Annotated in this window: 7 protein-coding genes; 3 read left to right on the top strand and 4 right to left on the bottom strand. The window is 51.0% G+C overall.

Annotated elements, in window-relative coordinates; genetic code table 11:
- The first annotated feature begins 176 nt into the window (after positions 1-176).
- Positions 177-1,304 (top strand): hypothetical protein, encoded by a 1,128-nt coding sequence (locus INT21_RS16230; protein ID WP_193085473.1) that lies wholly within the window; start codon positions 177-179, stop codon positions 1,302-1,304.
- Between the two features lie 112 nt (positions 1,305-1,416).
- On the opposite strand, the gene INT21_RS16225 is transcribed toward INT21_RS16230, so the two are convergent.
- Positions 1,417-1,587, bottom strand: a complete 171-nt coding sequence (locus INT21_RS16225) for a hypothetical protein (protein WP_193085472.1) — start codon at positions 1,585-1,587, stop codon at positions 1,417-1,419.
- A 13-nt stretch (positions 1,588-1,600) separates the two neighbouring features.
- On the bottom strand, positions 1,601-2,593 hold the full coding sequence (locus INT21_RS16220; protein WP_319022705.1) for a phage integrase N-terminal domain-containing protein: 993 nt from the start codon (positions 2,591-2,593) through the stop codon (positions 1,601-1,603).
- Positions 2,594-3,734: 1,141 nt separating this feature from the next.
- Between INT21_RS16220 and INT21_RS16215 the strand changes: the two genes are divergently transcribed.
- Positions 3,735-4,589, top strand: a complete 855-nt coding sequence (locus tag INT21_RS16215; RefSeq protein ID WP_193085471.1) for a replication initiation protein — start codon at positions 3,735-3,737, stop codon at positions 4,587-4,589.
- Between the two features lie 49 nt (positions 4,590-4,638).
- Complete coding sequence (locus tag INT21_RS16210; RefSeq protein WP_193085470.1) at positions 4,639-4,986, top strand: entry exclusion protein 1; 348 nt, start codon at positions 4,639-4,641, stop codon at positions 4,984-4,986.
- Here INT21_RS16210 and INT21_RS16205 read toward each other — a convergent pair.
- Both INT21_RS16205 and relB read right to left on the bottom strand, forming a co-directional pair.
- Positions 4,983-5,255, bottom strand: coding sequence for a type II toxin-antitoxin system RelE/ParE family toxin (locus INT21_RS16205; RefSeq protein ID WP_319022704.1), 273 nt, complete (start codon positions 5,253-5,255; stop codon positions 4,983-4,985). The genes INT21_RS16210 and INT21_RS16205 overlap by 4 nt on opposite strands.
- Positions 5,233-5,457: a type II toxin-antitoxin system RelB family antitoxin gene (relB, locus tag INT21_RS16200; protein WP_193067482.1), complete on the bottom strand. Its 225-nt coding sequence runs from the start codon at positions 5,455-5,457 to the stop codon at positions 5,233-5,235. Before relB ends, INT21_RS16205 begins: the two co-directional genes overlap by 23 nt.
- Between the last annotated feature and the right edge of the window lie 34 nt (positions 5,458-5,491).

Here is a 5,491-nt window from a genome sequence, read left to right as displayed (position 1 = left end):
AAATTCAAGATTATTGTCATTATCTTGAATTTTTGAAAGGGGTTATCGCGTTCAAGGGATCATCAGTACTAATCGGATCGAACAAGTACGACGCCTCCTATATCCCAAGAGGTCAGGGTAACCTATAATTAAGAGAACATTACAGAATGTAAAATATCAATGAGGTTTATGTATAAATGGATAATGACCAGTTTGAAAATTTAGAGTTACTCAATAGATCAGTAGTGAATAAAGATGGATTTGTGTGCTTAAACACAGATGAATTTGAGGGTTTTAAATATGCCTTTTATTTGAGTCACCCCAAGGGATTGGAGAAAGTATTTTATACAAAAAATACAGAATGTATCTTTGACGTTTGTTTTAAAAAAGGTGCTTATATAGCTACGTTTTTTTATATGAATGAGAAGGGACATAAAAAATCCTTTAAGCTTAACTTTTCAATAACAGAGGAAGGTGATGTAGTTGTTTTAAAAAAAACTCTCTTGGGTGAGACGAAAGGGTGGAAAATAGATTATTATGATCAGGGATCAGAAATCACATTTATTGTTTTTAATGGGTCGGGGTCTTCAAAAAATTCATCTCCTTTTGGTCTTGGGTACTTGAGAGGAAAGGGGTTCAATATAATTGCCTGCTTGCAGGATAATGACCAGTACCAGTCTCTATCGTTTGACGATTTTAAAAATTGTGTGCTTCCTGTTGTAAAAGGAAAGGATGTTTTTCTTTACGGTAGCTCTTTGGGTGGTTACTGTGCTGTCTACTATGCAGGCGCAGTAAATGGAACAGTGATTGCTTCCGCACCAAGAAACTCCTCCCACCCGGATATAATTGCTAGAGCAAAAGGAAAATCCAGGTTTAATACGGAGGATTTTTGTCATGCAAATATAAAAGAAAACCCTATAACTAATAAAAATATTTTTGTGTTCATTGATCCTTATGTGGAAGGTGATATGTACTTTCTGGATAACTTTGTTAGACCAGCATATAAAGAGTTAAATTATATTTCTTTTGAGCATGCTGGGCATGAAGTTCTTTTTCACATTAATAAAACAAAGCAGCTTGATGGTATCATTACATCCATAGTATTAGGGGAAAAAAACTTCGATGTGGATAGAAGTATTGATAGCTGTTTTACGTACATAGGAAAGGCTAGACACTACTTGAATAAAAGAGATTACAGTAAGGCCGTTTCTTTTGCTGAGAAAGCCTTGGAGGAGAATGGTTTAAGCGATAAGCTTAGGTCAAGGTTTGAAAAAACTCATCATATGGCGTTGAAGAGAAAGGTTTCATCTGAAGCTAATATTTGATTTTTAACCATTTAGATTTTAAACCTAAAATTATACAATAAGTACCGAAAATATATTACCATTATACTTATAAAGACCTCCCCGCCCTGGCGGGGTTACTTTTTTTCAAGACTCATATTCTTTTCTTTCGGGCGTGATCATGCTTAGCCCCACGCGCCGTATCGACCTGCTTATTCACCCAATATACGTAGATGCCGGTAACCGTCGTAGCAGACGCAAGGACGGTAAAGATGATGGGCAGAATGACAGGCGTTCCACTTATCAGCGCATCAATAACGTTCATAAACACTCCCGTGTCAGCGTCCCAGATAAATCATCGTGATTTGCTCACGCTCGTGGCCCAGCTCACGCGATATCACCAGGCGCGCCTCATGATCTACAGTGCGTTGCTCGGGCGTCAGCTCGCGAGAAGCGATGCCCCCTGCCGCCGGCGCAACTCTACCCGTTAACTCCAAATAGCGCGCCTGAGCGTAAGCATGGCGCAATCCGTGCATTCGTGACAGTCCCGCCTGCCCCAAGAGGTATTCGTAGCGCTTGAGGTGTTGAGCGTAGGACTTCTCAGGCGGAATCAACGACCCAGGGCCCGCCAGACGGTGTGCTCGATCCAGCACCACGCGCTGGGCCTCCGTACGGATCGGAATGTCCCGCTCACGTCCGCCCTTCGTCCAGCTACCCTGCAAGACCAGGCGGTCACCCTGATCCGCGCTGGCCGGCTTAATTTTCATCGACTCTTCCCGGCGCAGGCCAAATTCACGCTGCAACGCCAGGCTCACCTGGATCCGCTCTTCCGGGATCGAGGCCACCCGAGGATCCAGCTCCTTCGCCTTATTGCCCTGCGTCGCATACGACCTATCCGCAACGCCCAGCGCGCTGTTATCGCGTGGCACCACGCTGCTCTTGCCCACCTTCTCGGCCCACCATCGCACATGGGCCAGGCGGTTTTTGAGCGTCGCATCGCTCACGCCGCCCTGACGCCAGTGATCGACCAGCGCCTCAACATGCTTTGGCTTCAAGCTCTCCGCCCGCAGGTTGCGGTACCCCAATGTCTGGAGCTCATGACTCATCGCCCGCAACGAGCGAGAACGCTGATACTGCGTGGTCTGGCTACCGTCGCGGTTGCGCCGGCACATCTGCATAAAATCGTAACCCAGCTTGTTCATGAGCAACTTCTGGTAAGTGTAATTGCCGATCTGCACGGAATCCGTGACAGAGCGCCCGAAGGCCCAGGGGCATGAATCAAAAAAACGATGCTCGTCGTCTGCTGCGATGGCAGCGTCCTGAAGGTTCACCGGTTGGGAATCACGACAGGGGTTCGTACTGCGGTTGTCTCCTCTGCTGAAAGAATGGGCAGGAGATCGCGCACCCCAGAAGGCGGCACGAACTCCCTCCGGGGGCCACGTTTACGTCCGTGGTGACGTGCCTTGCGGCGTTGACCAGTAGCACCCAACTCAAGAGCGCCGTCTCTCAGGATGCGTTACGGCTTTGGGATCGCCCCGAAGGGCAAAGGGAAGTCCGATTCGAGGACCAAACGGCCTGACTGGGCGAGGTGTCAGGCGACCTCAAAGGGAGTCGCTGTTAACCGACAGCGACCAACGGTTTGCCCGACTAACGTACCCCATCACGCAGTCATCATTCAACCATGTGAGCCTAAAGCTCCTATAACAGGCGCTTCCAGGTTGGCGTCACTACCCAAAGGCAGTGACGCCAATCAACTATCGCTGGCGACTTCACCCCCGGCCCAAAGGGCGCGGTCGCTATCGCGCTGACGCCCTTCGGTTGTCGGGTACGCGGTTTGCTCGATCGCTGAATGCGCGACCGAGCAAACCGCGTACCTGGTGGGTGTTGATCCCGCGATAGCGGGATGCAGCGAGCTCTGCGAGCGGTCACTGATCGAAGCCACGGTTCAAGCATTCTGCACATCTTCCAGGTGATCCCACCGTCGTCCAACAGCCTTCTTTTTGATAAACCGGGCCGAAGGCCCAAACGTTCGTGCTTGTTATTGGGGTACGGCCCACTGAGGTTTAGCACTTTAGCGGCCAGCCTACGCCGTAGGTGGGGCCAGCCGCGGAGCGGCTCGACAGCCCCACCGGCTCGACTTGTCGAGGCATTGAAGGGGTTGCTTAGGCCTCGCGAAGCGAGGGGCGAAGGGAGGAGGAACGACGACCGAAGGGTAGGCGAGCGCATGTGCGCTCTTTTATGTACTTTTCCCCTTTTCCCCTTTTAGCAGGGATAAGCTGTTGATATAAAACACTTATTAGCACTAAAGGGGGAGGGATTTGCGGTTAAGGGGGGAGGGATTTGCGGTTAAGGGGGGAGGGATTTGCGGTTGCAAGGGGGAGGAATTTGCGGCATAAGGGGAGTAATAAGTAATGGCCTCCCCTATTTAGGGACATAAGAAATACAGCCTCCCCATTTGATGGAGCAACAAGGATGAGCCAACCCGACATCTATAAAAGCAATGCCCTGGTAGAAGCCCAGTATCGTCTCAGCGTTGCTGAACAGCGCATTATCCTGGCCTGTATCAAACACGTACGACGGGATGAAAGGATTACCGATGATGAGCTATATAGCGTCAGTGCTACTCAGATAGCTGAAATATCTGGCACTTCTACCAAGCAGGCCTACCGCGAGCTTGAGAAAGCTGCTCTACGGCTAAAACAGCGTGATGTACGGCTGCTTGAGGAACCAAATGGACAAGGCAAGAAACGTAAAGTGATGGTTACTGGGTGGGTCCAAACAATCATCTATGTCGAAGATGAAGGCCGCGTAGAGCTTCGTTTTACGAAAGACATGCTGCCCTATCTATCTGAGCTTTCAACCCAATTCACGCGCTATTCGTTGGCTGACGTAGCACAGATGACCAGCGGCCATGCCATCCGGCTTTATGAGTTGCTTTGCCAGTGGCGCAACTTAGGCCGTCGCGAGGTCTCTATCGAGTGGCTGCGTCAAGCATTCCAGCTCAATGATAAATACCCAGCAATCAAAGATTTCAAACGCTGGGTGATCGCGCCCGCTATCGAGCAAATCAACGAGCACAGCCCCCTTTGGGTTAAGTATGAACAGCGCAAGACTGGGCGGCGTGTATCACACCTGGCGTTTACCTTCGGCGAGAAGAAGCCTCCGAAGCAACTGCCCCAGGACAAAGCCAAGCCACAGAAGAAACAAGGCTCAGGCGCGATCTATGGCATCCCGTTGAGTGCCATCAAAGCCAAGAAACGGGCCGATGAGAGTGACGAAGATACGGCCTTGCGACTCCTCGACGAGAGCAAATCACAGTCACGCTAGCCACGTGCTGTGGCACACTGCGGCACAGTTCCTGGGAAAGGAGTGACACATGGCATGGCACAGCGTGACAGACGCGCAGAAATTGACCGGAAAGAGTCGCCGAACGCTGTACCGTGATATGGCTGAAGGCCGCATCACATGGGAGGTGCGGGACAACAATCGACGTTACATTGAAACGTCAGAGCTACTACGTGTCTATGGGTCACTGAAGGACGTGGCACAGCCAGAACCCGAAAAAGTGGCACACTCAGGCACACCCAAAAATGACGCTATTCTGGCTGAATTGAAGGCTCTAAGAGCTGAGGTACGGGAACTTCGCGAGACGCTGCAACTAATCGAGCACAAACCCCAGGAGCCAGATACCAAAACGCCGCCCTGGTGGCGGCGTTTTTTCTAGCGATAGACGTCGCGCCGGTGACCGATCCGCACAACAAGCACTCGGATGTGCGCATCTTCGATCTGAGCAATCAGCCGGTAGTCACCGACCCGATACCGCCATAACTCCCCCAGTTGCCCCTGGAGCGGTTTTCCTAGCTGTCTGGGGTCATCCAGGGGCTGCACCCGCTCGCGCAAGTAGTCGCGAACTCGCTTGGCATCGGTGTGGCCCATTTTTTTCAGCTGTTTGACCGCTGCGTCGGTCAGTTCAATTTGCCAGCCCAAGCTCACGCTCCACGTCGTCCAGGGAATGTGTAGTTTCTTCGCCACGGCGCAAGCGCTCTAGCGTCTGCTCGGCCAGGTACACATCCTCAAGATCCTCAAGGTGCTCAAGGATAGCTTCACGGGCGTAATAAGTTTTGGTGCGGCCGGTAGCCTTGGCCAAGGCCTCCAAACGCGCTTCGATGTCACTGGGCAGTCGTATGGCCAACATGATGGCTTCTCCTGGAAGGTGCTATACACGTATA

Source organism: Halomonas sp. 3F2F (assembly GCF_014897805.1).
In the GTDB taxonomy this organism is placed as follows: domain Bacteria; phylum Pseudomonadota; class Gammaproteobacteria; order Pseudomonadales; family Halomonadaceae; genus Vreelandella.
Note: the sequence above shows the minus strand (reverse complement) of the source record. Positions and strands in the feature narration are given on the sequence as shown.